This is a genomic window from Bradyrhizobium neotropicale, assembly GCF_001641695.1.
In the GTDB taxonomy this organism is placed as follows: Bacteria; Pseudomonadota; Alphaproteobacteria; order Rhizobiales; family Xanthobacteraceae; genus Bradyrhizobium; species Bradyrhizobium neotropicale.
In genome coordinates, this window is the sequence record NZ_LSEF01000026.1 from 80,540 (window position 1) to 106,958 (window position 26,419).

Genomic DNA, 26,419 nt, shown 5'->3' on the forward strand with positions numbered 1-26,419 from the left:
GCACTCTCAATCTCCGAAGCTGGATCAAGCCGCTCCGAATTCGCGATTCGCGACAGGGTATCATTGGCCGATCTGCCGTCGTGACGCGGATTGGTACAGATCCGGACCTGCCGGAAGAAAGGACATCGACAGCGGTCCAGCGCACGGAGCGGACGGCTCGTTGGGCGCCGAGCCAGATCAGTTGGACAAGCGAAGGGAGTAAATGCAGCCGCAGCGCAAAGCTGCTAGGCGTCCGCCGCAGGCAGTTGCTTGGTGACTTTTGTCCGCGTGACACTGGGCCGACCGTCGATACTGACCGGGACCTCTCCCTCGATCGCTGCCCGGCGCACGACCCGGTGCTGGCCATTGTAATCATTGACTGCAAAGTGTTGCGTGGCGCGGTTGTCCCACATCGCTACGTCGCCCTCTTTCCAGCTCCAGCGCACCGTGTTCTCGGGAGCGGTGATGTGGGACTGAAATAGATCGAATAGTTTTTGGCCATCATATTTCGGGATCCCAACGAACCGCTTCACCACGTCACCAAGAACCAGTGTACGTTCGCCAGTCTCTGGGTGAACGCGTACAACCGGGTGCTCGGTCTCATAGATCGTTCGAGTGAAGACTTCATCGAAATGCTTCTTGTCTTCCTGGCTGGCGCGGGCCATTACGGCATAGTCGAAGGCGTTGGTGTGAACGGCCCAGAGCTCGTCGGCAAGCCTGCGCAGCGGCGGCGGCATATCGAGATAAGCGGCTGCCGTGTTCGACCAGATCGTATCGCCCCCGAATGAGGGCATCACGACGCCCCGCAGCACCGCGATCTTGGGATAGGCGTCAAGGAAGGTTCCATCGCTGTGCCACAGATCGGCCCGGCTCGCGGCGCGGGTGGAGTCAAGTTCGATGATCGACGTTGTTCCTTTGATGGCACCGAGCGTCGGATGCGGGACAAGCTTTCCGAAACGATGAGCGAATCGCTCATGTTCGACGTCGTCGAGATGCCCCTGGTCGCGAAAGAAAATGACCTTGTGTGAGATCAGTAAGGTGTTGATCGCAGCGATCGTCTGGTCCGGCAAAGCCCCCGAAAGCTTGATGTTCCTGATTTCGGCGCCGATGCGCCCTGCGCGCTTGACGATATCGGCAGGTGGAATAACAGCATCGATCGCGACCGCTCTATTCACGCTGGCATTCTCCGAGCTTGCCGTTTGTTGGCGAGAATCACCGGTTGCCTGAGACGCGACCTGACGCGGCATCCGTCAAGATAAGCGGTGCTTGATCCATCGATTGACACGCTCTTCAGCCCAGGTCCGCCAAATGGTCTGGGACCGTGACACCGGCCTGCCCTCTCGATCAATTGCCAAGATTGGTAGTTGACCGGACTCACACTCGCATATGGCGACGGTGGTTCGTTCTGGTCAAAACCGAGACATGTACCTCGAGATTGGTTTTGAAGGCATGTCGCCGACCAATCGAGCTAACTAGGCGCCATGGTCGACGCCGAAGCCGCAGGAGGTACCAAGGGGTCTTCACCTTCGTTGAAGGCGCGACGCTCAATGACAGCGTTTGTCACCAGCCGGGACCGATTTTTGATCCGTTTGCCAAGCTGTCGGATCCGTGCGCCGTTGCAACCTGGCTCCTGCACGCGAGCAGTTCAGCTTTCTTGGCCTCTTTATGGAGATCGCAGCGATCAAGGCAATCCCTACGGTCCGAATGTCGCCAACTGATCGGCCGACCGGCTCGAGCCGCCCACCACGAAAATCTGCTCAATTTCAGCAGGCGAGCCTATCCGAGGGCTTGAATCACACGTCGCGTCAACTTGTACGATCTCGAACAATACTACGGCGGTTTCTGGCTAGGTCATCGCCACCCATGAGTTGGGGAATCTCAATGTCTCTGCCCGTTCAGCCTCCCACGACACAAGCCCACCAAGGTGAGGTGGCCTCGCTCCAACACTTGACGCGGACACAGCCTATCCAGCAGACCACCCATCTGAGGCCCAGCACATTTGGATTGGCCGCTGTGTCGGATACCCGACAAGACCTTCTCCCTCACCTATCGAACACGATCACCGCCTGACTGCGAACGAGAGTCGTCAGTTCGAGTGATCTCGCCATGTGATGACAGTTTGAGGTCGTGCAAAAGGACGCACCAGTTCGAATTGACTACATCGCGACAAGTTTCGATCGACCATCGTTGGGCTCGTCCCATCCGTCCCGGGGCCATAGGCGGCACGGAGCTAGGATATGCGAGGACGACACGGCAATTGCGGGTCAATCACTCGCGAGCCTCGAAATTCAGCCCCTGATTTTTCGGAGAGTAAACGAATGCAGACGTTTCCATTCGGCACGGTTCTGATAGCTAACAGGGGTGAGATCGCCGTACGCATCATCAAGACGTTGCGCAACCTGGGGCTTCGCTCTGCAATTGTCTACCATGAAGCCGATGCCCGGACGCCGGCTGTCTACATGGCTGATACCGCGATCGCTATTGGCGGCCATCCGCCAATGTCCGCCTACCTCGATTCCGAGCAAATCATTGCCGCCGCTCGCAGCGCAAACGCTGGCGCACTGCATCCAGGCTACGGATTTCTATCAGAGAGCGCGGAGTTTGCCCGGGCCGTTGAATTGGCTGGCATAACATTCGTTGGGCCCACATCCGAAAACATCGAACTCATGGGCGACAAGATCCAGGCTCGCAATTTCGTTCAGGGGAGCGGATTTCAGGTCGTGCCCTCGGCCATCGAGGACGACGATGCATCGACATTCGCGTCAAGGGCGCGGGCCCTTGGGCTGCCTTTGCTCATCAAGCCTTCAGCGGGCGGCGGAGGCAAAGGTATGCGGATTGTACAGGATGTCCGCGCTCTGGATGACGCGATTGCTCAAGCGCGTCGCGAGGCGCGGCGGTATTTCAGGGATGGCAGGCTCTACGCCGAGCGATATGTCGAAAGGCCACACCACATTGAAGTTCAGGTGCTGGGTGACGGCTTCGGAAATGTCGTCCACCTGTTCGAGCGCGAGTGCTCGGTCCAGCGCCGGTTCCAAAAGATCATCGAGGAGACTCCCGCGCCGGCCCTGCCACAAGAGATGAGGAAGCGGCTCTGCGACACCGCCGTCAGTATTGCCCGTAGCATCAAGTATCGAGGCGCCGGTACTGTGGAATTCATCCTTTCGGGAAGCGAGTTCTACTTCCTTGAAATGAATACGCGGCTGCAAGTCGAGCATCCTGTGACCGAGGTGGTCACCGGAATAGATCTTGTTGCGGCACAACTCCATGTCGCCGCGGGACACGAACTTTCATTTTCGCAGTCGGATATCGTCTTGAGAGGTCACGCGATTGAGGCCAGACTGTATGCCGAAGCTCCCGAAGTTGGATTCGCACCGACGACGGGCAAGATACTAATGCTTGAGTACCCAGAAAGCGCAGATGTGCGAATTGACAGCGGTATCGTTCAAGGTCAAGAGATCACGGCGGCATTCGACCCTCTCCTGGCCAAGATCATCGCACACTCTTCAACGCGTTCCGAGGCTACCCTCAAATTGGAACGGGCAATTCGAGAGCTGGTCCTTCTCGGCTGCGAGACAAACGCGAGCTTTCTTGCACATCTGCTGACGGATAGCACGTTTCAGAGCGGAGATATGCATACTGGATATCTCGATGACAACCCAGGCCTCGCCCTTGGATCTACGAGCGACATGTCTCCCTTCCTGGCGGCTGCCGCGCTCCTGACCAGACCGGTTCGCGATTCGGCGGACGCCGTGCCCGCCCTCCACGCAGCTCTTGGCAAGTGGAGAAACTGACGTGAAGCACCTTTTCGAGCTCAATGGCTACAACTGGGAAGTATGGCTTTCACCTTGCCAACAGGGCTATCGGCTTCACTTGCCGGGAGGCACGATTAAGCAGGTCGCGTTCTCGCATCAAAGCGACGGCAGCGGCTTGCTTGTGATTGAGGGCGACGCCATTCCCGTCAAATTCGCGATCGATGGTGACACGATCCATCTGCACATCCGTGGCAGGACGCACAGTTTGCGATACCTCGATCCATTGCGGGCACTCGCTTGCGATGACGCAGCTGCCGAGCATCTCGTGGCCCGCGCACCGATGCCCGGGCTTGTGGTTGCGACTAAGGTTTCGCAAGATGACGTCGTTGCTGCAGGTACGGCGCTCATGCTGATCGAGAGTATGAAGCTGGAGATTGTCATTTACGCTCCGAGGCATGGCAGGGTCGACCAGATTCATTTTAGAGAAGGCGAGAGTTTCGAGCGAGACGCCACGCTGATCACGCTATCCGAGACAGGTCGCTGACATGCAACGGATTGTTTCACGGCTCGACATCAACTCGCAGGCGTTTCGCCTGAACGCACTTCATAACGGACGGCTTGCCGCAGAATTGAAGGAACGCCAGCATTCAACCCGTTTCGACCGCCCCGAGCGAGATCTTGAGCGGCTGCGGCGACAAAACAAGCTGTTCGTTCGCGAACGGCTCGAGGCTTTGCTCGATCCAGAGACTCCGTTCCTCGAGCTGTCGACCTTGGCCGGCAACAAAGCCTATAACGGCGAGGTCCCTGGCGCGGCACAGGTCGTCGGCATCGGCCTGGTAGCAGGTCGGGAGGTCATCATTCATGCAGATGACGCCAGCGTGAAGGGCGGCGCATGGTACCCGCTGTCCGTGAAGAAGCTCGTGCGTGCTTTGGATATCGCGATAGAGAATCGTCTGCCCGTGGTCCATCTGTGCGACTGCGCAGGCGGCTTTCTGCCCTTGCAGGCGGAGTTCTTTGCCGACCGCTATTGCGCGGGTCGGATTTTACGCAACCAATCGATCCTCTCCAGGATGGGGGTTCCTCAGGTCGCGGTGGTGATGGGTCACTGCTCCGCGGGGGCGGCCTACGTTCCGGCCCTTAGCGACTACAACATCATCGTGCAGGGCACCGGAGCGGTCTTCCTTGGGGGTCCCCCGGTTGTAAAGGCCGCCACTGGAGAGGACGTGTCAGCCGAGGAGCTTGGCGGCGCTCACATGCATACGAGCATCTCGGGAACGGGTGACTATTTCGCGACCTCCGAGATGCATGCGATTGCCATCGCACGGGACATTGTCGCCCGCACGACGCGCCCCACGAAAGCGCCGGTTGATCAAACCGCCCCGGAACCACCAGCCTATGATGCAACCGAAATTTATGGAATCATCCCAAGCGATTCTCGCGTTCAGTTCGATATGCGGGAGATCCTTGCTCGTCTGGTCGACGGCAGCCGATTCCACGAATACCAGCCAAGCTATGGCCAATCGCTCGTATGCGGTTTCGCGCGCCTTCATGGATATCAAATCGGCGTACTTGCCAACAATGGCGTGCTTCTAAACGAAAGCGCGCTTAAGGGCGCGCACTTCATTCAATTGTGCGACAAGAACCGAACGCCCCTGCTCTTCCTGCAGAACATCACCGGGTTCATGGTTGGTCGCGAATACGAACGGCGCGGCATCACCAAAGATGGAGCCAAGCTGATCATGGCGCTGTCAGGCGCGTCGGTGCCTAAGTTCACGGTGATCTGCAACAGCTCCCATGGAGCAGGAACATACGCCATGGCCGGACGTGCCTTCGATCCGCGCTTTGTATTTGCGTGGCCACAATCTCAGATATCCGCCATTGGGGCGGAGCAAGCGGCTGGCGTCCTCACTCATGTCAAGGCACGGCAACTGGCTCGTGAAGGTGGACGTCTGTCCGACGAACAACTAGCGGCCATTCGAGAGCCGATATTGGAAGAATATCGCGAGCGGTCGAGCGCTTACTACGCGACTTCCGAGATTTGGGATGACGGCATTCTAGATCCCGTAGACACCAGAAACGCGCTGTCAATCGCCTTGAGCGCATCGCTCAATGCTTCAATCGAAGCGCCACACTATGGCGTTTTCAGGATGTAGCGGCGGATGAGGCTGTCGGCTCGGACCACAGACCCCTCCGCATCGATAACAACGTTACGACAACCGGCTCTTACGCGTTCCATGCGCCGGTACAATCGCCACGTAAGGAGTTGAGGCCCGGCTCGATGTGCCGGTCAACGAAAGCGGGATGACTCATGGATCTTTGCACACTCATTGAGCGCAATGCCGCCTTCGCTCCCAACAAGCCGGCAATCCGCTTCGAGGGCGACAGCTTGAGCTACGCCGACTTTGATCGACGTATCAAACAGACGGCACAAGCCCTTATGACTGCGCTCGGAGTCCATAAAGGCGATCGTGTCGCCGTCCTCAGCCTCAACCGCCCTGATTATCTCGTTCTTCTGTATTCTTGCGCACGGATCGGGGCGATATTGGTTCCGGTGAATTGGCGTCTGGCGCTCGCCGAGCAGAGCTTCATCCTATCCGACGTTAGTGCCAAGGTGCTTGTGCTCGAGCGGGCCTTTGGCGGCCTTCTGCCAATGATCGCGGAAACACTGCCCAAGATCGCGACAGTTGGCTTGGACTTTGCGCCTCCCGGCGGGCGGATGTGGGAATCCCTATTGGACGAGGGGTCGCGCGACAGCTGCGACTCTCCCTCGGACCTGACGGACCCGCTCCTGATCGTCTACACATCAGGTACGACAGGACGGCCAAAGGGTGCGGTGTTGAGCCAGCAGGCCTTACTGTGGAACGGTGTGATGAGCCAGCATATGCACGCCCTCACGTCGGACGACCACGTGCTGACGGTATTGCCGCTTTTCCACGTCGGCGGGCTCAACATCCAGACGACCCCGGCATTACATGTCGGCGCGACAGTTTCGATCCATCCACGCTTTACCCCAGATGCGGCGCTCGACGCGTTCAACCACGGTCGGCCGACATTGACGGTGCTCGTGCCTGCGATCATTCAGGCCATGACCGATAGCGTCAGGTGGCCAACGGCCGATCTATCGTCGCTCCGGGCCGTGTCTGTGGGTTCCACGATCGTGCCGCAGCATCTGATTGCTCGCTTGATCAGACGCGGCATCCCCGTACTGCAGGTCTATGGCTCCACCGAAACGAGCCCCATTGCAATCTACACGAGGCTGGGCGGCGAGCTGTCCCGAGAGGGCTCGACCGGCCTACCGGGACTATGCTGTGAGGCGATTGTCATGGATGATAGCGGCAACGAGTTACCCGCAGGCACACCGGGAGAGATCGGCGTGCGCAGGCCCAACGTTTTGCAGGAGTATTGGGGCAACCAGCAAGCAACGCGTGAGGCACTGCGCGCCGGCTGGTATCGCACTGGTGACATCGCAAGTCGAGATACTGACGGCTATTTTTGGATAAAGGACCGGAAGAAGCGCCTGATCATTTCTGGTGGCGAGAACATCTATCCGGCGGAAGTCGAGCGCGTACTTCTAGACCACCCCGATGTCGCAGAGTGTGCGGTCATTGGTCGACCCCATCCGCAATGGGATGAAGTGCCGATCGCCTACGTGGTCATGTAGGCGGGAACTCGGACTGACGCAAAGACTTTGGTGGCGCACGTGCAATCCCATCTGGCTCGGTTCAAGGTGCCACGCGAGATCATTTTCACGAAAGAACTGCCGCGAACAGCATTGGGCAAGATCCAGCATAGCGTACTTAGTGAACTCGATTCTCGATCCAGCGAGGACGGCGACGCTGATTGAGGATCCAATCTGACGTTTCGTAGCCCATGCTGTGTGCCGATATTGCCTCTCCCCGAGCGCGGCACGCCAAATGGTGCCGGCGGATCAAAACGAACGGCGCGCGGCGACGACGACTACGATTTGCCGAGGTTGACCGACCGAAGGGATTCGCAAGGCGACGATGCCGGTCTACCCGCAAATGCCAGCGCGTCCACTAGACCCAGAGACGCCTTGCACTCGTTTCCTGGAAGGACCGCAAGGTGATCCCACCAGCGATCTAGGCGATCTACCGGACGAGAACGTCGGTGCGGCGCAAGCCGCTCAGACTCGGCGTTTGGCTGCCGAGCGGGGGAGCGCGGCACAAGCTCAATTAAAAGTTGTCTTAAGTGGACACTAACTCTATATTTGTGCAGATTCGGCCCAGTACCGCGTCACACGAAGCTAAATTTCGAAGAGGCCCCCACGGAACCACATTTCTCGCCGAGTCTTTGACATTAAGTGATTGCTGCTGACGTCGCCGGGTCCAGCTGGGCCATTAGCCGGAACTACAAACGGCGGAGGCGACGGCGAGAGCCCTACCGGTACGCAAGTCACGCTCCGCCGCGCGAGTGCGCCGCCTCGTGCGAGTCGGCCCGATCTGTGCTATTGTGTCTAATATGGCATCGAAGAAATCACCCCCGAAATCCCCCCCCAAGAAAGGCAAAGCATCAGGCTTTGTGATCGGCAGTGCACGCTTCAGGAAGATCAGTTCCGTGGAGGGCATCATCTATTCGCCGAGGATGAAAGGCAGCAGCGCAATCGTCGAGAGCAAGGCGCGCACCCCAGAAGAGCGCCGGAAAGCGATCATCAAGGCTTACCGCAAGGCGTAATCCGGCATGTACGATGCTGTGGCCGACGACTACTGCTATCTTGGCACGACCGTCCTGAAGAACAAACTCGATCTCACAGACGCAGATGAGCTCGAAGCCTTCGAAGCGGAAGTAAGCGACGCTAGAGCCGACGAGGAACTCCCGGCCGGCAATCTCGATTTCGCGCACTTCAAGTCCATCCATGAACACCTGTTCCAGGACGTCTACGATTGGGCCGGGAAGATTCGGACCGTTCGCATGTCAAAGGGCGGAAGTATGTTCTGCTTTCCGGAAAACGTCGAGAACCAAGCAAGTAAGCTGTTCGTAGAGCTGAAGAAAGACAAGTTTCTGATCGGACTGGAGCCAGAGACATTTGCCAAGAAGGCAGCCCACTTCCTCTCCGAACTCAACGTTATTCATGCCTTCCGCGAAGGCAATGGCCGCACTCAGCTGTCGTTCTTCCTCCTTCTGGCGGATCACGCTGGGTATGCGATCAATCTTGAGGACCTTGATCCCGATGCTTTCCTCAATGCGATGATTGCCAGCTTTGACGGCGACGAAGAGCCTCTCGCTGCGATCATCAGCGGTCTGGTCCGGCACTAGACTGACCGTTGAGCGCGACCTCCTAAATTTTCCGCTCTATTTCCTTGAAATAGCGAGCTCAGCCGAACTTGAATAGCACTCCGTAACCGCCGCGGGGGTAGCTCCACTCGATGTCGCCATTCTCCTCGCAGATGATCCGGCAAGTGCCACATTCCATGCAGCCGTCGATGGTCACCTCGACCTGCCCCTGGTCATTGAGCTCGTAGCAGCGCGCCGGGCAGGCCTTCAGCAGGGACAAGAGCTGCGGCGAGGGCGTGCCGTGCGGCCGCACTTTGATGTGCGCACGGCCCGTATCCACACGGTAACGATTATAGAACAGCTTGTCCTGGACGCGTACGGGTGGCTCGTTCGACATAGTCCAATCTCCGTCAGTTACCGTTGCTCAATTCAACGCCACGCCCGCACAAAACGGAAAGCGTCGCTGAACAGCCCCCTGCGCGAGCGCGCCGTTACGAACGACTTGAGTGCCAGCTTTTCCTTTTCGACCTTCGGCGTGCCGTCGATGCGCAAAAAGCCCTGCATCGCCTTCGAGAAGAGCTGCGGATAGGTCAAAAAGAAGTTTTGTGACTGCGTATGCATCAGCGCAGGCATATCCTTGTACTTTTTCAGATCCTTCATCACGAAGGACTCATTGAGCATCCTCCTGTACAGGGCGAGATTTTCGGCTGTCATCGGCCTTTTCTGAGACCTGAGCTTTAGGATCGCTTCCGCTGCGATACGACCGGAAGTCATTGCGAGGTTTGATCCCTCGCGATGAATAGCGTTGTTGAACTGCGCGGCGTCGCCGACCACGACCCAGCCCTTGCCGTAGAGTTGCGGGATTGCCTTATAGCCCCCCTCTGGAATGAGATGTGCAGAATATTCTTTCACCTCCGAACCTTCTATCAGCGGCGCGACTGAGGTGTGCCGCTTGAACCGCTCGAGCAGCCCGTAAGGTGTCTCGGCAGCCGACTCAAAATCGGCGATGAGACATCCGATCCCGAGCGAGATACATTCCTTGTTCGTATAAACAAACGCCATACCGGTCATGCCGCGCGTTATGGTGCCTGCGGCTTCAATCACGGCGCCTTCATCACCTTTGAGATTGAAGCGTGCCTCGATAGTCTCGCGCGGCAGGAAATGCATTTCTTTCACCGCGAGCGCGACGTGCGCGGGATTCGGCCGCTCACGCAGGCCGGCGCGCGCACCGAGCAGGCCGTTGACGCCCTCCGCCAGGACGACGACGTCGGCATGGATCTCGCCGTCGCGGCGATCGGTCCGAACGCCGACCACGCCGCCGGAGGTATCCCGAACAAGCTCGGTCACAGTGGTTTCGCACAATACCGTGGCGCCGGCTTCGCGAACTTTCTGAGAAAACCATTTATCGAACTGGGCTCGAATGATCGTATAGCGGTTTGGTCTCTCTTCATTGAAGTCATCTGAGCGGTAGTGCAGGCCGGTGTGCGAGTGATCGTCCATCATCCAGAAGCGCTGCTCGACCAGGTTCCGCTCGAGCGGGGCGTCTTCGCGGAAGTCGGGAATCAATTTCTCCAGCATGTCAGCGTAAAGGATCGCACCTTGTACGTTCTTGGAGCCAGAATACTCGCCGCGCTCGAGCTGCAACACCTTCATGCCATTCTTGGCCATCGTGAGCGCCGCCGCGTTTCCAGCCATGCCCGCCCCAACAACGATGGCGTCGAACTTTTCATCGATCATGACGATGCTCCTGCAGCTTTCGATCGGCCACGCGATTCGCTCATCAGCCGCGCGCGAAACGCCGCGGTGAGCGGCGGCAACAGGCGGATGGCGTCGTCAACGATGCCCATATGGGCGAAGTCAAAAATCGGCGCATTCTTGTCGGTGTTGATGGCGACGATGAGATCGGCGCCTTCGACGCCGACCCGATGCTGGATAGCCCCCGAAATGCCCGCTGCAATATAAAGCTTGGGCCGAATGGTCTTGCCCGTCTGCCCGATCTGGCGGTCGGCGGTGGCCCACCCCTTTTGCACCAGCGGCCGCGAACAGCCATACTCGGCCTTCAGAACGGTCGCGAGCTGCCGAACCAGCTGAAAATTTTCCGGCGATCCAATGCCCAGGCCGCCGGCAACGACTATGTCAGCATAAGGAAGGTTGGATTTCGCGGAGTCCCGATCGGGCAGAAAGGAGAGAACTTTTGTGACGATATCGTCTTCGCGGAGGTCCAGTGCATGGGTGATGACCCGACCGACGGGACGCGCGGTGCGTTCGGGCATCGGCATCACGCGGGGACGGACCGTCGCCATCTGCGGCCGGTAGTTCAGCGTGTAGATGGTGCAAAGGAGCGAACCGCCGAACGTCGGTCGTGTCGCGGCAAGGGAGCCATCGGCGTCAACGTCGAGTCCCGTGCAATCGGCGGTGAGCCCGGTGAGCAGAGTGGTCGCGACCGAGCCCGCAAGATCGCGGCCGAGGGTGGTTGCGCCTAAGAGCAGTATCTCCGGCTTATGTGTGTTGACGAGTTCGGTCAGCGCCTTGGTGTAGGACTCATTGCGATAGTCAGCCAAGATGTTGTTCGCGACCAGGTACACGAGGTCGGCGCTGTAGCCGAACGACATGGCCACGGCCTGCTGTGTTGCGACGCCTTCCGGCCCGATGACAACAGCGGCAAGATCGACCTTGAGCTTGTCCGCGAGCCTGCGGCCGGCGCCCATCAATTCCCAGGAGACGGGGTGCACGACCCCGCGCTCCTGCTCAATAAAGACCCAGACGTGCTTGTAGGCCCTGAAACGCTCGGGCAACTCTTTCTTCGTCGCGGCACGGCCTGCTGCGGCGGCCGGAGCGGGAGTTCTGGATTTACTGCTCATGGTACTTCTTCCTCTCTAAGGCCCGCGCAAGTGCCGTGAGCTCCAGCTTCGTCCACCTTCTGAAGAGCGCCTCGAGGAATGCTTCGGGCGGCCGCTCGCCACGTTCGGCCTGCGCGCAAGCGGCGCCGACCGCACGGGCGGACTCGAGTTGGGCCCGCTCGGCCCCTCGCGGAACCGGCCAAGGTTTACCGGTTGCGGTTAAGTGCTGGCCGACGTTTACAGGCCTATCACCGGCGGCCAGGTAGCAATTGGTCACTCGCATGGCGCAACTAGCCCCGAAGATGCGCGCCTTGGGCAAATACACATCGGCCGCAAGTGGACCCATGGTCCACGAGGTCGCCTTGCCGCGGGCCTGCCCGGAGCGCCACAAGGATGGACCGCCCGCAGGGGACGACAGTCGTATGCGCTCCTGGCGCAGTATAGGATCGGTCACGGGCAGCATTCCTGCCCGAGGGGAGTGAGGCAGCTGTTGCTGCAAACAGCGGTGCGCATGCGCTTCTCCAAGCTTAGCTGCGCATAGCAGACAGCAAGTGTCGTACCAAGTTTACATGTCTGGCAAATCCTGCGCGGCTATAGGATCTTGCGTAAGCCGCTCATCGCTCGCCTGCAATTGGGTAGCGGCGCCGACAAGCGGCAGACGTCGGAAACACGACAAGGCCACGGCGATCGCTGAAACCAACGTCGTCGAGAACGCGACATGCCCATCTCCCGCCGCAACTTCGATTGACTGATCGATGCCTTCACGCGCACGCATTAAAGATCCGGTGAGCTAAGTTGGCCTGGAATTGAGGATGGCGTTCCAAGCGCAGGCAAGTCAGCCCGTTCACTTCAAGGCGTCGAGCTGAACGAGAGCTTGAGCTTCTTTCGGCCGTCGACTCACGGCGTCCTTCAGAACCTTGAACACGCGCTGGTCAATTGGAGAGGAGGTGACGAAATCAGCATAAGCCCGCTCCAGCACTTCCTTGCACCGTTTCGCTACAGCTTCATCCGGCGCGCCAGTAAAATCCTCGGCTTCGAGATATTGTCCCATGCGTCTTAGAATGTGGAGCCGTGCAACATTGACCACTTTCGGGTCGTAGTCGACCTCCAATATCGCAAAGATTTCCTCGGCCGCCGCGGCCTTGTCCAATCGCGCGAGGATGCCATCAACCATTTGCTGTCTCCGTCATCACCTTTGTACCGAAGCGCCGTCCTGGAAGCAGCTGGGCGGCGGGCGGTCGCGGACGTCGTGCCAGATCTTTATCACGGTCTCTCGCGTGACCGCCCCCTTGCACTCGACAGCATGCTTGCGGACCCGGGCAAGGACCGCCCTCGCTTGATCGTCGGTCGCCGATAGTTGCAGTTCGGAGAGCAGCGCCGTGATGGCGGCGAGACCTGAATGTTTGCCGATCACGAAACGATTGGAACGACCAAGCAGCCGTGGGTCGAGTGCCTGATAGGTGCGCTGGTCCTTCAGGAGACCATCGACATGTATGCCCGATTCATGGGTAAAAACATGCTCACCGACGATCGCTTTATTGAGTGGAATCGCGCGAACGGCGGCCGCCGCGACCACGGCCGCGACGTTCTCAAGCTCCGACAGTACGACGCCCGTGTCGCGGCCATAAAGCTGCTTGAGCGCGACAGCGACCTCTTCCAGCGGCGCGTTGCCGGCGCGCTCGCCAAGGCCGATCACGGTGACGGACGCATGTGTCGCGCCCGCTTTTATGGCGGCGAGCGTGTTGGCCGTCGCAAGACCGAGATCGTCATGGCCGTGGAATTCGAGCTCGAGATCGGTGGTGGCGCGTAGCGCCGAGACCATGGCAAAGGCCGTATCTGGGTCGAGTACGCTGAGCGTGTCCGCGACACGAAAGCGGCGTGCGCCTGCGCCGCTTGCCGCAGCCAGCAATTCGATCAGGAAATTGACGTCGGCCCGCGAGGAGTCTTCCGCGCCGACTGAGACATCAAGCCCCTTCTCACGCGCATAGCCGACGACCCGCCTCACCTGCTCCAACGCAGCCGGGCGGCCGCCCCCCAGCTTGGCCGCAATTTGGATGTCGGAGGATGGAATTGACAAATTGACCATTGACACACCGGCGCTGAGCGCTGACTCGACGTCAAAAGTCCGCATCCGGCACCAAGCGATGATCGTCGCCGGCAGACCGGCTTCGACGATAGCCCGGACCGCGCCGATCTCTTCTTGGCCCATGGCCGGCGTACCGGCCTCGATCTCGTTAATTCCGGCCCGCGCCAGCGCCCGGGCGATGGATTCTTTTTCTGCAGCCGTAAAGGCGACACCAGGCGCCTGCTCGCCATCGCGCAACGTCGTGTCGTTCAGGACGATCGGTCGCGGCGGCGCTTTATCGGACTGCATCGCAGCATCGAAGCTCATCTCAGGTCAATACTCCACTTTCTCTGACGGCGAGCAACCGGCATGCCAGATCACGATAGAGTTTAGACGCTCGAACATACGGAGCCGTTCGGAGGGACTTTGTCGCGAAACGAACAACGTCGGCAGCGCACCAGCTCAGATCTGCGTCGCTTGCGGGCGACATTGATGATCATGTCGAACCTGGATCCTCGTGGTCGGGCCGGTCCTCCGTGGTTCCTGCTCATTTCATGCTACCTCGATACGAAGACTCCTGATCGGACGGCGGCTCTAGCCGACGGGTCCGACCCACCACAGTTTTCGCGCGGCCCCCCTTCAGAACCGATTTCTTCTTGAAATTGCGAAACTTCGGGATCTAGGGATGGGCTCCGCTAGCCTCCTCGATGCACGTCGAGCCGCCCTGGGCTGGCGAGACCAGAACGGAACGGACCCGACGCCATGAACCAACAAGCGCCGAGTCCGCTCCGTGCATCACGCGACGACTTAAGTGATGCAGTCAGGACTATGGCAAGCACCGTGCCATACTGGGCGCTGTAAGGTCGCTAGGTTCTGCATTGCGGTGCCTTTCGCTTGTTGTGATTCGCACGCCAAGATACGTCAGGTGAATTGTCACCAATGTTACAAGCCCCGCATTGATGAGATCGCATCGACTGATCTGAACGGCTCGGACCAAGCGCGCGCCGTCCCCCTCTTGACCGAGCAACTGGAGATGCCCGCCTGCGAATGCGCAACTAGTACCTCTGCACAGTGATTATGACTCTTTGGAAGTGTCGGGATAGGCGCGGCCCATTTTGGTGCGCGCCTTGTCTGTAGTGAACATCCATTTGATGCGGGAGCGTGCGGCATTCCTCTGCCGTTCCCAGGCGGCGAGTTCGCGGCGCAGTCGCTTGGGGTTGTCGATCCTGCGGTCGAGGCACTGTCCCCGCAAGACGCCGATCTCGATCTCGACCATGTTGAGCCAGCTTGCGTGCTTGGGGGTGTAGTGGAACTCAAGTCGTCGCAAAATCCGTCTGGCTTCGGCAGGCGGGAACGCCTGATAGAGGGCGCCGGCAGAATGGGTTGATAGATTGTCCTGGACGACCCGGACGGTCTCGGCGTCGGGATAATGGATATCGACGAGTTCGCGCATGCATTGGGCGTAGTCTTCTGCCGCACGCCGCTCGGTGACTTTGACCTTGCGCCAGGGACGATGCACATCGAGCAGGACGAAGAGGTTGACGGTGCCATTGCGACGATACTCGTAATCGTAACGTTCGAGCCGGCCGGGCTCGGCGGGGATTGGCTGACGCGCCTCGCCGATGAGCTGCACCGGGCTTTCATCGAAGCACACCACCGGGTGATCGGGGTCGGGCGCCTCGGCGTAGAGATCGAGCACGTCTTCCATGCGAGCGACGTATTCGCCGTCGACCAGCGGAATGCACCACATGTCCTTGCGCCAGGGCTTGAGGTCATTTTCGGCCAGACGCCGGCGAACCGTCTCGTGGGACAGGCTCTTGTGCTCGGTGAGCTTGACCATCGCGCCTGCCAGCAGCTTGAGCGTCCAGCGGGCACGGCCCGCCGGCGGACCGGCACAGGCGGTCGCCACCAGCAGAGCCTCTTCCTTGCCCGTGAGTTTGCGCTCAGCGCCGGGACGGGGCTCTTCGCTCAGCGCTCGCTCCAGATTGCCTTCCACGAAGCGTCGCTTGGTCCGGTACACGGTCGAGCCGCTCACGCCAACGCTCCTGGCGATCTCCTCGTCGCTGGCCCCGGCATCGGCAGCCAACAAGATCTGTGCTCGCTTGAGCCTGCGGGACGCATGCTTGCCGCCGCCGAGCAGCGTCTTGAGTTGGTGCGCTCGACTTGGCTCAGTTCGACCCGATATCGTAAATTCATGCCTGCCTCCTTCGAGGCTCGCACGAACAACTGAATCGGATGGCCGGCGTGAGTCCTTCGGCAAAAACCTTCACGCCCAAACAGGGGCAGTACCTTGCCTTCATCCACCTCTATACGCGGCTACACCGCAGACCGCCGGCGGAAACCGACATGCAAGAATATTTTCGCGTCAGCCCGCCCTCGGTTCACCAAATGGTGCTGACGCTGGAACGAGCTGGCCTCATCAGAAGGCAGCCAGCGACGCCTCGCAGCATCGAGGTGCTCGTTGATCCCAAAAGCCTGCCGGAACTAATCTGACTGCCGCACAACGCAACCCGTCAAAATCACTGTGCAGAGCTACTAGCTGGCGGCACTCTCGCCCATGCCTACGCTCGCAGCTGTTGGTCGAAAGGACGCTGACCAATTCTGGCGTCTTCACCTTGTAAGGTATGAGAAGGTCCTAGTTGTCGCTGCTGGTGTGTATCCTCGCCAAAGGATTCCGCTCAAGTCGGCAGTCGCAACATCGGCGTGAGCGGCGGCGAGGAGCCGTGTTGTATCTCGCCAATGATTTTGAAGCCGTGGCGTCTGTAAAGCGTTATGTTTTGCGGATTTGAACTCTCGAGATAGGCGGCGACGCCTTCTTCATCACATCTTCGAAGCGCGTGCTGCATGAGCTGCGAGCCAAGACCTTGTCCGGCCCAGTTCGGGTCGGCGGCGATGAGGGGCAGATACCAATGCGGCTCTGGCGGATGATGTTCAGCCATTCCGTTGCGAAGACAGGCCATATCCTCCGCAATCTCCGGACGCAGAGACCGCTCCATGAGCGCGTCTAGCGCCGGCTCATCTTGCTGCACGCCGGGGGGCAGCCATAGGGCTGCGGCCCGGAGGCCTGCTGCGATGTAGGCCGTACCATTCTCGAATGCTCGACCGCCGCATGCGACGACGAACTCCGGCATACTACTGAGATATTGGTTCGAGTCCGGCCAGCTCCAGCGTGCCAATGGATCGGCTGCAAAGCCGAGCACGATCGTCCAGACGGTGTTTACTCGCATCTCCACGTGCGCAGATTTGATCTCGCACTCCGCTATCATAGTGTCGTTCCCATTTTTTCGGTCCAACGATCCGATCTAAAACCCAGAGCACAGCACGGGAGCCGCCGCATCAGGGACATCCGGCGGCTGCAGAAACGAGGCTCGCAGCGCGAGCAACCACTTGATCGGATGGACCATCTCAGAAGGCTGCCCTGGACCGCGTCCCCACGAGATGGGTTCATGATCGAGTAACGCCGTCGTGATGTCGCGTTCACGTGGAGGCCAATGATCAGTGGGCCGCCTCGATCGCCAACTGTCGCCCTATGTCAATGACTGGCGGCTTTGACATGCTCCTCGACGTCGCGCATAAATTCCCGGCGGCGCTCGGCCATGCGGCTTTCGCCACTCTCTTCGCCGAAACAAAGATCGAAATCATTGCATTGCGTGCACACCGGTGTCGTGCACATCACCAGGCCATCGTCCTCGCACAAGGTGCGATAGATGAAGCGCTTCCATCGCATATTTTTCGTATTTCGTGCAGCCAATGGTGCGAAATGGCGTGTCAAAAGACGCGACAATTCAGCCCGCTGGCGCAACCCGAGATCCTCCCACAGATGGTTCGCCTCCATTGCGCGGCGCGCAATCATGGCAGCGAGCCAGCGGCTGACCTCGCCTTCAGTCGATCGCTGCGCGAGCAAGAGGTCGCGCACCATGATGATCTCGTCCTCGTAAGTTAAGCCCGGCTTAGTCGTCCGAGCGACCGGCCAAACGGGCCCAGATGGGAAGTATTTGGCGCGAAGCTGATCGAGCTCCTGCTCAACCAGCCCGACCTTCTCGGAAAGAGGCCCACCATCCATCGCGGCGATGGAAAGGACGGAGGCGAGCACATGACGATCAAAATCGCGATCGTCGGTTAGGTCGGCATCCGTGGGATCGCAGCCGACCAGAAGACGGTAGAATTCTATTCCGACGTCCCGACCTTCCGTAGAAGAGCTAGCCAGCGAGGGTGACGCTTCGTCCAACGAACTCGATCGCGCTGCGGTCACCTGCGACTCCGCTCGATTTTCCTGCATCTCATGCGACTGTGATTGCCCATCTTTGGGGTGTCCGCGACCACCTATTGAGCGGCGAGCTCGGCGGCGGTTTTGCCCACCTGGTCCTCATCGATCGGCTTCATGATGCCGTGCTCCATCAGCATGTCTTCAAGTTCGTCCATGCTGATAGGGGTCGGAATGATACCCTTGCCGCCATTGTTGTGGATTCTCGTCGCGAGGTTGCGATAGTGATCTGCCTGCTTGGAGTCGGGGGCGTATTCCAGCACCGTCATTCGGCGCAGCTCCGCGTGCTGCACGATGTTGTCGCGCGGCACAAAGTAGATCAGCTGGGTTCCGAGCTTCTTGGCAAGCGCTTCCGCCAGCTCCAGCTCCTTGTCTGTTTGCCGCTCGTTGCAGATCAGCCCGCCGAGGCGAACGCCGCCGGAACTGGCGTACTTCAGAATGCCCTTGGAGATGTTGTTGGCGGCATACATCGCCATCATCTCGCCGGACATCACGATGTAGATCTCCTGGGCCTTGTTCTCGCGGATCGGCATTGCAAACCCGCCGCAGACGACATCGCCGAGCACGTCGTAGGACACGTAGTTGATGTCCTCATAAGCCCCGTTCTCTTCCAGAAAGTTGATCGAGGTGATGACGCCGCGGCCGGCGCAGCCGACCCCCGGCTCCGGCCCGCCGGACTCCACGCAGAGGATGTCCTTGTAGCCGACCTTCATGACGTCCTCGATCTCAAGGTCCTCGACGCTGCCGGCGTTCGCCGCCAGGCTCAAGATCGTGTCCTGTGCCTTTGCATGCAGGATCAGTCGGGTCGAGTCCGCCTTGGGGTCGCACCCGACGATCAGGATCTTATGACCCATCTCGGCAAGCCCCGCCAGCGTGTTCTGTGACGTCGTCGATTTGCCGATACCACCCTTGCCGTAAAACGCAATTTGTCTCAGTGAAGACATTCTTGTTCTCCATCCAGCCCACTGCCGATGATTTCGCCCGTACTTCAGCGATGTTGAAGCTCTTTAAGCGGCGCGTGGACGGCTTTCGGGAAGACCGATCTCGCCGCCACTGACGAGGGCACGTCCTTGAGTCCTGCTCGCAGTAGCGAGTAGCAAGCGGCGTGCCATTCTCCGAGTGGGCGCTACGCGCGTCATCATGACAGTACGACGGAGATGAAAGCTCGTCGAAACGCACAGATGAATTGCTTGTGTCAGATGTACGACAGGGGAACGTGAGGCGGTCTTGTTGCCACTGCAAGCAGCGCAGATCGCAAATCGCCTGGTCAATCGGAGCGAGTTCAGACTCAATTCATATCGGGCGGCACAACTAGCCCTGTCGACAAATATCGATCCGACATGCGGCGTCGCCGAGCCCAACAGCTCGATTTCGAGCAGCCAAGACCGTCGTACGGATTTGTTATGGCCAGAATGCGCGCTCGGGATCGGCGCTCAAGAAGTCGGCGGCGGCCTTTAGGCACTTGTGCGTGGAGTAGAGTTCCCAAAGGCTGTTATCGTGATTCTTACGAAACAGCTGCCAGCTTGCGCTCCTGCAATCGTGGCGCAGGAGCGCGATATCGATGAGACCACCTTCCATGTCGATATGGCGTGAGCAGCATGGACTTTCGATCAAGTAACCACCCGGAACGCCAGTCACTCTCGGTGACACATAACGGTAGTACTCACGCGTGTCCAACGTTCGTTCGATACGTCTACGATCAAGATGATTAGGATGTGCCGGCCGTACGGGCTCATGAACCGCCTCAGTCATCAGCTCCACCTTCCTGGATCGGTGCAATTTCTTCTTCGAGACAACCGATGACAAGTTGCTTGCCGAACTTGACGAGATAGATTGGCAAATTCGCTTCGGCGTGCTGCGCAATCCGGACGACCTCGCCGACGTCGCCGACGCTGACCAGAACGCCTTCCGGCGGTGCTTCCGGCAATGAGCCGTCATTGACCAGCCCAACCTTTGCCTTGACTTGCTGGCCAGACTGATACTTCGGTCGCCTGCGTTCGATCATCGACAAATAGCTCCGGGCAAAGGCCGTTCCTCGGCGTCCTCATTCGCCAAGACCAGATCGAGCTCCTTCCGCCTCATCCCGACCCGGTGCCCGGTCCTGACAAATTCGACGCCGTAGACGTAGAATTTCTGCAGGAACGTGCCGATCGAGATCACGTAGCCGATCTCTCCCTTCTTCGCCAGGATGTCGCCGACCTGCTTGCCAGCGTAGGTGCCGTCGTTACGGATCGTATACTTGGCCCGGACTTTCTCGCCGCAATTGAAGAAGGGCGCCGACGTCAACTCGACGACGTCATCATCAGCCATATTGCTCATGTTCAACTCTCTCGGCCTCGGTTTGCGCTCGCAGCCCACGTGGAACAGGGTTCAGGCGGCGACGTCTCGCTCACTGTCCCGTCGCGCACTGAAACGCGTGTCGGTCGTCGGCGGCACGGGTTGAGCGAGCATTTCCTTGCACTTGTGGAATAGGCCAAGCAGCCATTTCAGCGAGCTCTCTCTCCACATCTGGTCCTCGACCGGCTGCATGGCCGGCAGATTCAGCTTTGATGCTGCCGCGTTCAACGGCGCGGGCGTCCTATCGACCGCAGTATTGGCTGGTCTCACTTGTTCCGTGCATGGGAAAGGCCCGCCCCTCATAGCCTATTGCCCTCAAGAGGCGTAGCGCGGTCGCGCCATGTCAAGCACGCAAGTGTTGTCGACCGGGCAGACCGCCACGCACTGCGGCTCGTCGAAATAGCCGATGCATTCGGTGCATTTTTTTGGATCGACCACGAAAATCCCGCCTTTCTCCGAGATTGCGACATTGGGACACTCCTGTTCGCAAGCAGAACAGCCCGTGCACTGCGAGGCGACGATCTTGAACGGCATTGTTTTGCTCCCCGCCTCACGCCGCTGAAATAATGGAGGCGTGCGCGGTCGCGGCCTCGCCACGCTCCACATGCTTAATCTCGCCGGTTTTAACCCTGTCGAGATAGCGCTTGAACCAGGCGATCGCCGACTTTTCGATAAACGCATGGGCGTATTCATCGACTGGCTCAATGCCAGCCTTGATCAACTCGGCTTTGGGGCAACCGCCGATCCTCGCGACGAAGACCGCGTGGCAATCGTTGATTGCGCGGATAATGGTTGGGAGCCGATCTTCCTCGGCATAGCCGCCGCCGCAATAGAGCTGGACGGGGCGATGGTCCACGATCTTTGCGCCTGTGGCGGATAGTTCGTAGATCTGGAACTCCTTGGCGTGGCCAAAATGTTCGTTGATCAGTGCCGAGCCTTTGGTCGCGACCGCTACCAGCACCTTTACGGCGTCGGCGCAATCCGCGAGCTCCGCAAGCTGCCGACGTGTGGCCGCAACTTTGGCATGGCGCACATTTTCGACCCTGGCCTGATAGGCCTTTCTGGCCTCCACATCGTATTTGTGCCCAAGCGCCGCGATCCGTTCGGTGGTGAACTCGGCTCTGCGGTCATCACCCAGGAGGCCGACTGCGTCGGCACGACATTGGCGGCAGTGCCGCATCATTTTCATCTCCCCTTCGCAACTATCCTGCAGCGTCTTCAGTTCCCATGCCGTCGGACCACGCTGCCCGTTCAGGCCAAACACCGTGCCATGCTCTGGCGAAGAGATCAGCGGCATTATGTTGTGCAGGAACGCTCCGCGCGCTTTCACTTCCTTGTTGACCTCGACCAGATGCCTGTCGTTGATCCCCGGGATCATGACCGAGTTGATTTTGCAGAGGATGTCGCGCGCTGCGAGGACGCCAAGCCCCTGGAGCTGCCGCTCGATCAGGATCTTTGCGGCATCAATGCCGACATGACGCTTGTGCTTGTAGAATATCCAGGGGTAGATCCTAGCGCCGACATGCGGATCGATCGCGTTGATGGTGATTGTGACGTGATTGACGTTGCATTTCGCGATCGCATCCACGTGATCCAACAAAGCGAGTCCGTTGGTCGACAGACAGAGCTTGATGTCGGGTGCGACCTTGTTGACGAGCTCGAATGTCTTGAAGGTTTTTGCCGGATTGGCAAGTGGATCACCCGGGCCCGCGATCCCAAGCACCGTCAGCTGTGGAATTGTGGAAGCCACAGCCAGCACCTTGTCCGCCGCCTGCTCAGGCGACAGCTTCTCGCTGACGACTCCCGGGCGCGACTCATTGGCACAATCATATTTTCGGTTGCAATAGTTACACTGGATATTGCAGACCGGCGCCACCGCGACATGCATTCGGGCATAGTGATGGTGTGCTTCCTCGCTGTAGCACGGATGATTCTTGACCTTCTCCCAGATCTCGGACGTCAGATCAGCCGAGACTGCGTGCGGTGTACAGCCCGCCATTCCGCCAGCGCCGGTCCCGCTGCAACTCATGCGCTCCGTGAAGGCCTGTCTGGCTTTACCCATGGTGGCGCTGCCATCCGATGCCTTGCGTTCCGCTGACACGTCCATATACCCGGTCTCCATAGAGGGTCGAACCGGCTCCGTGATTCATTTCCTGGAGCCGTTCTGTAGAACCATTAGCAACTCACGTGCCATGGTGGCATCGCGCGACCTAGCTGCTTGGTTCAATGGTTTAAGGGGAAGCGTGTAGGGACACGGAATTTGGAGACCGTGCTGAGGGATGTCGTAAGGCTGACACGCCGTACTGTTTCCGACAGTGTCGATCGACCCTGCTGCAAAAATCGCTACTCGCCTCCCTTATACCATTCGGAGAAGCTGGGACCCCGGGCGCAGCGATAATGTGGTTTGACATAGGCTGAACGAACTGAAGTCGGTCCGCGGCAAGCTAATCGCCACTCCACAGCTTTCCCTATCCGGTACAATCGTTTGACACGGTGGCTAGGGTGGTGGAGACAGGGGGCGGAAGCAGATCGAATTGTTGCGACTTCTTTTCGGCGTGATATTTCCGGACTTCCACGTGGCTAATAGGCTGATAACGCTCCCGGCTGCATGGACCCACGGAGCGCGAGATGGCAGTACATCGTCTCTCGATCGAGCGCGAGCGGGATCAGCTTCTTCAGAGGGCCGACAGGGCTATCTCGGAAAGCAAACGGCTCGTGGATTCACTACACCAATCGATAAGCCAGGCGCAGGAGCTGGAGCAGCGCCTGAACTACGACCATTGCCTCCGCATTGGGAACCACCGCCGAAACAGGTGAGATGGCACGGTCTCTTTGGATTTGAACGTCCCTGTTGGCGCAAGGGAGCAAAGAAGGCTAAGCCGCGCACAGGAGCTCGATAGCACGCGAAAGCGGGATGGCGAGCGGCGCGATGCCCTGCGCGACCAGGAAGCGCAACTCATTTTTCGAGAGCGCAGCCGGATCCACCACAGCGTAGTGGGTCTCTGCCGAACGCTTCAGCACTTGTCGGGCATAGGTACGCAGGAGCTGGTCGTTGAACCGGCAACCGACGAACAGAAAGCTACGATCCGTACGGCGCGCCTTCACCTCATCCGGAATTGGCGTCTGGATGTCGATCTCAGTCAATGCCTCAACGTAGTCCGCATCCGAGATCAGGAAATTCCTTGCCGGCACGACGCTGCCATGCGGTTTGTAGAGAATGGTGGTCCAGCGCCCGGCGATCTGACCATCGACCTCCTGGCCCGCCGCATCGTAGAAGCGATACCAGCGTTCCTCGCCGATTCCGGCGCGAGTGATACCCTGGATCTCGCCCCAGTCCTCGCGCAGGCCGAAGGCCGCTCGCATCGCTCCATCGTACCAGCTATCGACCACTAATGGTAGCGCCAGCGTGGCCAGATATTGGTGCAATGCTGTCGGCGCGGCTGCCGCCGCGAATGCTTCTGCCATCAGCGCGCTCACGGTGGCACGATGCCTTGTGTTTTCGATGTACTGAGCCGAGGCCCAGGCGTTTCCCCTGGCCCGGCGCGGCAGCGCGACCTTGCTGGCGAAGAACGCAGCGAGCGTCTCTGGAGCCATCGGCGCTGTCGAGATGGAGAGCTCGGCCAAGCCAGGCCCGAGATATGGAACGACGCGGCCCTTCCGCAGGTGCTGTGCGACTTCTCGGAGGGTGGCCTCGGCGTCCGCCGAGCTGGCGAAGTCGATGCAAGGGGCCAGCGCGTTCATCAGTCCTCTTTGTCCCCGCCCCGCTTCTTGGCGTTAATCGTAATCGGCAGGCTGGTGTCGCCGGCCATCTGAGGCAGGTCAAGAACCCATCCATTGGCTAGTCTGATCCAGCCACCCCACAAGGCCTCATTCTCCGATTCCACGATTGGCTCTTCGAGATCCTTCTTTGGCACGTAGATTGAAAAGCCTGTTTCCGGCGATCGGCGAAGCATGACTTTCATGGGCTCGGCTCCATGGGAAGAGAGGTGCCGCTCGCACACTCCTGCTTCGCGGTTGACGTTGCCCGAAAGCTCGCAAGGACATCGGCCATTACCTGAACGACGTGTTCAATCTCGCTGCTTGTCGTTTCGCGCGACAGCGAGAAGCGTATCGCTCCGTTCAGTGAGTCTGGCGGCACCTTCATCGCGCGCAGCACATACGACGGTTCCATCGAACCGGACGTGCAGGCCGAGCCAACGGATGCGGCAATGCCGGCGCGGCTTAGATGATGGATGATCGCCTCGCCTTCGAGATGCTCGAACGCGATGCCAGTTGTGTTCGGTAAGCGGCTGTTGACGTCGCCGAGCACCATGCAATGACCGAGATTCAGAAGGCCCTGCTCAAGGCGGTCGCGCAATGCGCCAATCCGCGCCTGTTCCTGTTCGAGCGTTGCCGCGGCAAGCTCCGCCGCCTTTCCCAAGCCGATGATCCCCGGGACGTTTTCGGTACCGGCACGGCGCCGCCGCTCCTGTGGGCCGCCCGTGATGAGCGGACTGAACCTGGTGCCCTTGCGCACGTAAAGTGCGCCAATCCCTTTCGGCCCATGGAGCTTATGGGCGGAGAGCGAGAGCATATCGATCTCCGTCCTCTTGAGATCGATTGGGATCCGTCCCACGCACTGTACGGCGTCGGTATGGAACAGGGCGCCGACCGAGCGCGCCATTTTAGCCAGATATTCTACCGGAAAGATTGTTCCCGTCTCGTTGTTTGCCCACATGATAGAAGCAACCGCGGTCCGGGGCGACAGAGCCCGGCGGTATGCCTCGACGTCGATCCGGCCGCAGCTATCGACGGGAACAAGATGGCATGTCGTGCCGCGACGGGTGAGTTCGTTGGTGAGCGATAGCACGGCCGGATGCTCCACCGCCGTTGCGACCACCTCGTCACGCCCTTCCTGGACCGCAAGCGCGGACAGAATGGCTGTGTTGTCGGACTCTGTACCGCCCGAGGTAAACACAATCTCGCTGTCAAATTCCGCACCGATCAGGGCCCGCACACATTTTCTCGCCTCCCTGACGCTTCCCGCGACATCGCTTCCGAACACATGCCCTGATGAGGCATTGCCAAACCGCTCCGAGAAGAACGGTAGCATCGCCGCGATGACCAGCGGGTCAGTGCGCGTGGTCGCGTTATTGTCGAGATAAATTGGCCGCACGAAGCGCCTCACTCAATGCCGCACTTTCGCAGCTCCTGCAGAGGGGATCAGGCGGACGAACCCGCCTAGCCGCTCGATCAAGCGCGCCTGGATACCCTCCAACGTCGCGCTCGCGAGCTTGCAGAGCACACAGGCACCAGTGAGCTTTACGATGATCTTGTCACCGTCAATCTCGATCAGCTCGCAGTCTCCGCCATCGCGCTTGAGGTTTGGCCGCAGTTCGTCGAGCACAGCGCGGACGATCAGCTCACGATCTGCAGAGGATTCGGCTGACGCAAATTTCTTGTCGTGGACCCCGACCTGCATGTTGCGATGACCTTTCCGCCAGGCGCTCTGGCCCGGAAAATCAGCTGAAGGATTTGCCGCAGGAACAGTGCGAGTTCGCGTTCGGATTGTCGAACGTGAAACCAGACCCCTCGAGCGTCACTGCGAAATCGATTGTGGTGCCGGCAAGATGCTCCCGGCTGGCATTGTCCACGAACACCTTGATGCCATCGCGCTCGACGATGCTATCGTCGGGTTCAGCCGCCTCTGCGAGGCCCATCGTGTACTTGAATCCGGAACAGCCGCCGGCTTCGACCATGATTCGCAGGCCGCGCGAAGGGACGCCCTTTGCGGCGATCGCACTCTTCACCGCGTTCACCGCATTCTCAGTCAAATTGATCATTCTACCTCCAACTGCTTTGGACGATTTGCTGTCGTACTCATTGGCAAGTCGTCGCGACAGGTCGTTCTTGGCAAGTCCCATGCCATCGATTGCGCAATAAAAAGCGCTCGCATTTGCCGACGTCATTG

The 26,419-nt window shown here is 59.4% G+C and carries 26 protein-coding genes and 2 pseudogenes; 7 read left to right on the forward strand and 21 right to left on the reverse strand.

Going from position 1 to position 26,419, the window contains the following annotated elements:
- Positions 1-224: 224 nt before the first annotated feature.
- Complete coding sequence (locus AXW67_RS05465; RefSeq protein ID WP_063677033.1) at positions 225-1,154, reverse strand: TauD/TfdA dioxygenase family protein; 930 nt, start codon at positions 1,152-1,154, stop codon at positions 225-227.
- A 1,143-nt stretch (positions 1,155-2,297) separates the two neighbouring features.
- Here AXW67_RS05465 and AXW67_RS05470 point away from each other — a divergent pair.
- The 6 genes and pseudogenes from AXW67_RS05470 (at position 2,298) to AXW67_RS05495 (ending at position 9,005) form a co-directional block, all read left to right on the forward strand.
- Positions 2,298-3,770: an acetyl-CoA carboxylase biotin carboxylase subunit gene (locus AXW67_RS05470; protein WP_063677034.1), complete on the forward strand. Its 1,473-nt coding sequence runs from the start codon at positions 2,298-2,300 to the stop codon at positions 3,768-3,770.
- A 1-nt stretch (position 3,771) separates the two neighbouring features.
- A complete protein-coding gene (locus AXW67_RS05475; RefSeq protein ID WP_063677035.1) occupies positions 3,772-4,275 on the forward strand; it encodes an acyl-CoA carboxylase biotin carboxyl carrier protein subunit in 504 nt (167 codons plus the stop codon).
- Position 4,276: 1 nt separating this feature from the next.
- Positions 4,277-5,884, forward strand: a complete 1,608-nt coding sequence (locus tag AXW67_RS05480) for an acyl-CoA carboxylase subunit beta (protein WP_063677036.1) — start codon at positions 4,277-4,279, stop codon at positions 5,882-5,884.
- Between the two features lie 155 nt (positions 5,885-6,039).
- A pseudogene (locus tag AXW67_RS05485) lies at positions 6,040-7,575 on the forward strand (acyl-CoA synthetase).
- Positions 7,576-8,210: 635 nt separating this feature from the next.
- Entirely contained in the window at positions 8,211-8,423 is a 213-nt protein-coding gene (locus tag AXW67_RS41620; RefSeq protein WP_136623885.1) for a hypothetical protein, read from the forward strand.
- A gap of 6 nt (positions 8,424-8,429) precedes the next feature.
- Complete coding sequence (locus AXW67_RS05495) at positions 8,430-9,005, forward strand: Fic/DOC family protein (protein WP_063677038.1); 576 nt, start codon at positions 8,430-8,432, stop codon at positions 9,003-9,005.
- 58 nt (positions 9,006-9,063) lie between these two features.
- Here AXW67_RS05495 and AXW67_RS05500 read toward each other — a convergent pair whose 3' ends face one another.
- From AXW67_RS05500 to AXW67_RS05535, 7 genes and pseudogenes are all read right to left on the reverse strand, one after another.
- Entirely contained in the window at positions 9,064-9,360 is a 297-nt protein-coding gene (locus tag AXW67_RS05500) for a ferredoxin family protein (RefSeq protein ID WP_063677039.1), read from the reverse strand.
- A 32-nt stretch (positions 9,361-9,392) separates the two neighbouring features.
- Positions 9,393-10,700, reverse strand: a complete 1,308-nt coding sequence (locus AXW67_RS05505; protein ID WP_063677040.1) for an FAD-dependent oxidoreductase — start codon at positions 10,698-10,700, stop codon at positions 9,393-9,395.
- Positions 10,697-11,824 (reverse strand): electron transfer flavoprotein subunit alpha/FixB family protein, encoded by a 1,128-nt coding sequence (locus tag AXW67_RS05510; protein WP_063677041.1) that lies wholly within the window; start codon positions 11,822-11,824, stop codon positions 10,697-10,699. The genes AXW67_RS05505 and AXW67_RS05510 overlap by 4 nt, the downstream gene beginning before the upstream one ends.
- Before the next feature lie 544 nt (positions 11,825-12,368).
- On the reverse strand, positions 12,369-12,578 hold the full coding sequence (locus AXW67_RS05520) for a hypothetical protein (RefSeq protein ID WP_063677043.1): 210 nt from the start codon (positions 12,576-12,578) through the stop codon (positions 12,369-12,371).
- A gap of 69 nt (positions 12,579-12,647) precedes the next feature.
- Positions 12,648-12,977: a nitrogenase stabilizing/protective protein NifW gene (gene nifW, locus AXW67_RS05525; RefSeq protein WP_063677044.1), complete on the reverse strand. Its 330-nt coding sequence runs from the start codon at positions 12,975-12,977 to the stop codon at positions 12,648-12,650.
- Positions 12,978-12,992: 15 nt separating this feature from the next.
- Positions 12,993-14,195, reverse strand: coding sequence for a homocitrate synthase (gene nifV / locus AXW67_RS05530; RefSeq protein ID WP_063677045.1), 1,203 nt, complete (start codon positions 14,193-14,195; stop codon positions 12,993-12,995).
- 748 nt (positions 14,196-14,943) lie between these two features.
- A pseudogene (locus AXW67_RS05535) lies at positions 14,944-16,064 on the reverse strand (IS630 family transposase).
- Positions 16,065-16,103: 39 nt separating this feature from the next.
- Here AXW67_RS05535 and AXW67_RS05540 point away from each other — a divergent pair.
- The gene (locus tag AXW67_RS05540) at positions 16,104-16,361 is read left to right on the forward strand and encodes a LexA family protein (RefSeq protein WP_136623884.1); all 258 of its coding nucleotides are present in this window, start codon (positions 16,104-16,106) and stop codon (positions 16,359-16,361) included.
- 185 nt (positions 16,362-16,546) lie between these two features.
- Here AXW67_RS05540 and AXW67_RS05545 read toward each other — a convergent pair whose 3' ends face one another.
- The 13 genes from AXW67_RS05545 to AXW67_RS05610 form a co-directional block, all read right to left on the reverse strand.
- The gene (locus AXW67_RS05545; protein ID WP_245315422.1) at positions 16,547-17,095 is read right to left on the reverse strand and encodes a GNAT family N-acetyltransferase; all 549 of its coding nucleotides are present in this window, start codon (positions 17,093-17,095) and stop codon (positions 16,547-16,549) included.
- Positions 17,096-17,400: 305 nt separating this feature from the next.
- Positions 17,401-18,120, reverse strand: coding sequence for a nitrogen fixation protein NifQ (locus AXW67_RS05550; RefSeq protein ID WP_245315424.1), 720 nt, complete (start codon positions 18,118-18,120; stop codon positions 17,401-17,403).
- A gap of 71 nt (positions 18,121-18,191) precedes the next feature.
- Positions 18,192-19,076 (reverse strand): nitrogenase iron protein, encoded by an 885-nt coding sequence (nifH, locus tag AXW67_RS05555; RefSeq protein WP_063677049.1) that lies wholly within the window; start codon positions 19,074-19,076, stop codon positions 18,192-18,194.
- A gap of 457 nt (positions 19,077-19,533) precedes the next feature.
- Positions 19,534-19,884, reverse strand: a complete 351-nt coding sequence (locus tag AXW67_RS43765; RefSeq protein ID WP_063677050.1) for a DUF3024 domain-containing protein — start codon at positions 19,882-19,884, stop codon at positions 19,534-19,536.
- Positions 19,877-20,137 carry a nitrogen fixation protein NifZ gene (locus AXW67_RS05565; RefSeq protein WP_063677051.1) on the reverse strand — a complete coding sequence of 87 codons (261 nt, stop codon included), beginning with the start codon at positions 20,135-20,137 and terminating at the stop codon, positions 19,877-19,879. Before AXW67_RS05565 ends, AXW67_RS43765 begins: the two co-directional genes overlap by 8 nt.
- Entirely contained in the window at positions 20,134-20,451 is a 318-nt protein-coding gene (locus AXW67_RS05570; protein ID WP_063677052.1) for a nitrogen fixation protein NifZ, read from the reverse strand. The genes AXW67_RS05565 and AXW67_RS05570 overlap by 4 nt, the downstream gene beginning before the upstream one ends.
- A gap of 333 nt (positions 20,452-20,784) precedes the next feature.
- Entirely contained in the window at positions 20,785-21,003 is a 219-nt protein-coding gene (locus AXW67_RS05575; RefSeq protein WP_063677053.1) for a 4Fe-4S binding protein, read from the reverse strand.
- 16 nt (positions 21,004-21,019) lie between these two features.
- The gene (gene nifB, locus AXW67_RS05580; RefSeq protein ID WP_063677089.1) at positions 21,020-22,576 is read right to left on the reverse strand and encodes a nitrogenase cofactor biosynthesis protein NifB; all 1,557 of its coding nucleotides are present in this window, start codon (positions 22,574-22,576) and stop codon (positions 21,020-21,022) included.
- A gap of 767 nt (positions 22,577-23,343) precedes the next feature.
- Positions 23,344-24,210 carry an SIR2 family NAD-dependent protein deacylase gene (locus AXW67_RS05590; RefSeq protein WP_063677055.1) on the reverse strand — a complete coding sequence of 289 codons (867 nt, stop codon included), beginning with the start codon at positions 24,208-24,210 and terminating at the stop codon, positions 23,344-23,346.
- Complete coding sequence (nifT, locus tag AXW67_RS05595) at positions 24,210-24,431, reverse strand: putative nitrogen fixation protein NifT (RefSeq protein WP_027555682.1); 222 nt, start codon at positions 24,429-24,431, stop codon at positions 24,210-24,212. The genes AXW67_RS05590 and nifT overlap by 1 nt, the downstream gene beginning before the upstream one ends.
- Positions 24,428-25,624 (reverse strand): cysteine desulfurase NifS, encoded by a 1,197-nt coding sequence (gene nifS / locus AXW67_RS05600; protein ID WP_063677090.1) that lies wholly within the window; start codon positions 25,622-25,624, stop codon positions 24,428-24,430. Before nifS ends, nifT begins: the two co-directional genes overlap by 4 nt.
- A 12-nt stretch (positions 25,625-25,636) precedes the next feature.
- Entirely contained in the window at positions 25,637-25,930 is a 294-nt protein-coding gene (locus tag AXW67_RS05605; RefSeq protein ID WP_063677056.1) for a NifU family protein, read from the reverse strand.
- 40 nt (positions 25,931-25,970) lie between these two features.
- Positions 25,971-26,291, reverse strand: a complete 321-nt coding sequence (locus tag AXW67_RS05610; protein ID WP_063677057.1) for a HesB/IscA family protein — start codon at positions 26,289-26,291, stop codon at positions 25,971-25,973.
- Between the last annotated feature and the right edge of the window lie 128 nt (positions 26,292-26,419).